The sequence below is a fragment of the Actinomycetospora sp. genome, from assembly GCF_055612215.1.
The window spans coordinates 1-2,461 of the sequence record NZ_JBVPVA010000771.1 but is presented as its reverse complement, the minus strand read 5'-3'; the positions used below and the strand labels follow the sequence as shown (position 1 = coordinate 2,461).

At 76.8% G+C, this 2,461-nt stretch carries 3 protein-coding genes; all 3 read right to left on the bottom strand.

The annotated features are described in order from the left end of the window. Nucleotides 1-1,044 (bottom strand): hypothetical protein (locus AC0CYZ_RS21070; RefSeq protein ID WP_472218904.1); only part of this gene is annotated, 1,044 nt, incomplete at its 3' end. A gap of 39 nt (nucleotides 1,045-1,083) precedes the next feature. Further along, nucleotides 1,084-1,299: an exodeoxyribonuclease VII small subunit gene (locus AC0CYZ_RS21065; RefSeq protein ID WP_472218902.1), complete on the bottom strand. Its 216-nt coding sequence runs from the start codon at nucleotides 1,297-1,299 to the stop codon at nucleotides 1,084-1,086. Beyond that, a partial coding sequence (gene xseA / locus AC0CYZ_RS21060; RefSeq protein ID WP_472218900.1) for an exodeoxyribonuclease VII large subunit occupies nucleotides 1,296-2,461 on the bottom strand: 1,166 nt, incomplete at its 5' end. The genes xseA and AC0CYZ_RS21065, both read right to left, overlap by 4 nt.

Genomic DNA, 2,461 nt, shown 5'->3' with positions numbered 1-2,461 from the left:
GGCCGCTCCGCGGGGTCTGTCGGGGGGGGGCGGGCCCCAGCCCCAAGTGCGGGCGACGCGCTCGCGTTCCCGGTCGTCGGTGGTCCAGTCCGCCGTCGGGTCGGCCGCAGGGGTGGCGCGGGGGAGGGCACCGGAGCCGGGGGAGCGGCCGCCGACGGCCGGTCCGGGGCGGTCGCCGACCTCGTCGTGCCGGCCCTCGTCGTCCCGGCCCCCGTCGTACCGCGCCTCGTCGTACCGGCCCTCGTCGTACCGCGCCTCGTCGTGCCGGGTCGCAGCCGGGGCGGCGGCCTCCTGCCGCGCGCGGGCCTCGTCGAGGTGCGCCGCGGCCGCGACCCCCTCGCGGGCCAGCGAGTGCACGCTCTCGCGCATCGCCCGCGTCGAGGCGGCCCGCAGCTCGGCCGAGAAGACCGGCAGCGGGGCGAACCGGCCGAAGGTGTCGCGCAGGAAATGGGCGAGCAGCGTGGCCGTCGAGCGTGAGCGCCACATCGTCCAGCCGACGTAGAGGTCCGCGCCGTAGGGCTGCACCAGCAGCATCGCGCGCTCGCTGCGCTGGCGGAACACCAGCACCGGCACCCCCGCGACGGTGCTCGGCTCGACCTCGGCCGGGGTCCGGCGGGCCGCCGCGGCCCGGCTGACCCACTGGTAGGCGCCGCGGGCCGCCCCCGCCCGGCCCTCGAGGAGCCGGGAGTACTCGGCGATCGGCTCCTTCGCGGGCGCGAAGAACGACGCGAGCCCCGCCAGGTAGAGCACCACGGTGAGCGCGGCGAGCACGTTCATGATCAGCCGACCGGTGATCGACGGGCTCGACGTGCTCGCGAGGTAGTCGAGCAGCAGCCAGATCAGCAGCAGCACCGTCGGTGCGACGAGGAAGAGCAGCGCGCGGATGAGGTGGGGCGAGAGCATCCGCCAGGAGACGACGTCGTCGACCAGCACGTCGGGGTCGCGGTGGGTGCGCGTCTCGGCGTGGTAGCCGTCGTGCGCGTCGCGGATCGTCCGCGCCCACCCGTCCTCGGCGCCCTCCGCACTGCCCCGGGCGGTGCTCATGACCGCACAGTGTGACCGACGGCGGGCGCGGGGGTGCGGCTACTCGCGCGACTCGGCCTCGCGCAGGACCGTCTCCACCCGTTCGCGGGCGCCGGCGAGGTGGCGCTCGCAGGTGCGGGCGAGCGATTCGCCGCGCTCCCACAGCGCCAAGGAGTCCTCCAGGGAGAGCCCACCGGCCTCGAGCTTCGCGACGACGGCCGCCAGCTCCTCGCGGGCCTGCTCGTAGCCGGGCTCGTCGTCCGTACCCTCGGTCATGGCTCCTCCACCCGGGCGAGCACGGCGCCGTCCGCCAGTCGCACGCGCAGGACGTCACCCGGCCCGACGTCGTCGACCGAGCGCAGCACCGGCGCCGCCACCTCGCCGCCGGACTGCACGATCGCGTACCCGCGGGCCAGGGTCGCCGCCGGCCCCAGCGCGGTGAGGGAGGCGCGCAGGTGGCGCACGTCGGCGTCGCGCTCGCGCAGACCGCCCTCCACGACCCGGCGCCCGCGGCCGACGAACCCGACGACCTCCTCGGCGCGCGTGGCCACCGTCCGCAGCGGGTCGGCCAGCACCGGCCGGGAGCGCAGCCGCGCGATCGTCGCCTCCTCGCGCTCGACCCAGGCGTGCAGCGCCCGCCGGGCCCGTGTCCGCAGGTGCTCGAGGTGGGCGGTCTCCTCGGCGAGGTCGGGCACGACGCACTTCGCGGCGTCGGTCGGCGTCGCCGCGCGCAGGTCCGCGACGTGGTCGACGAGCGGGGTGTCCGGCTCGTGCCCGATCGCCGTGACGACGGGGGTCCGGCAGCTCGCCACGCCGCGGCAGAGCGCCTCGTCGGAGAACGGCAGCAGGTCCTCGACGCTGCCGCCGCCGCGCGCCAGCACGATGACGTCGACGGCGGGGTCCCGGTCGAGCGTCTCGAGCGCGTCGAGGATCTGCGGGACCGCCTGCACGCCCTGGGTCGCGGTGTTGAGGACGCGGAAGCACACCCCGGGCCAGCGGCCGGTCGCGACGCTGACGACGTCGTGCTCCGCCGCGCTCGCCCGACCGGTGATGAGGCCGACACAGCCGGGCAGGCGCGGGAGGCGGCGCTTGCGGGCGGGGTCGAACAGGCCCTCGGCCGCGAGGAGCGCCCGCAGCCGCTCGATGCGCGCGAGCAGCTCGCCGACCCCGACCGCGCGGACCTCGTCGACGCGCAGCGAGAGCGTCCCGCGCCCGAAGTAGAACGAGAACTTGCCGTGGACGACGACCCGCTGGCCCTCGGCGAGCGGCGGGGTCGCGTCCCGGACGATCTGGGCGGGGGCGGTCAGCGACAGCGACACGTCCGCCGCCGGATCGCGCAGCACGAGGAACGCCGTGCCCGTTCCAGGCCGGGCGCTGACCTGGGTGAGCTGGCCCTCCACCCAGACCGGCCCGAGCCGGTCGATCCACTTCGAGACCT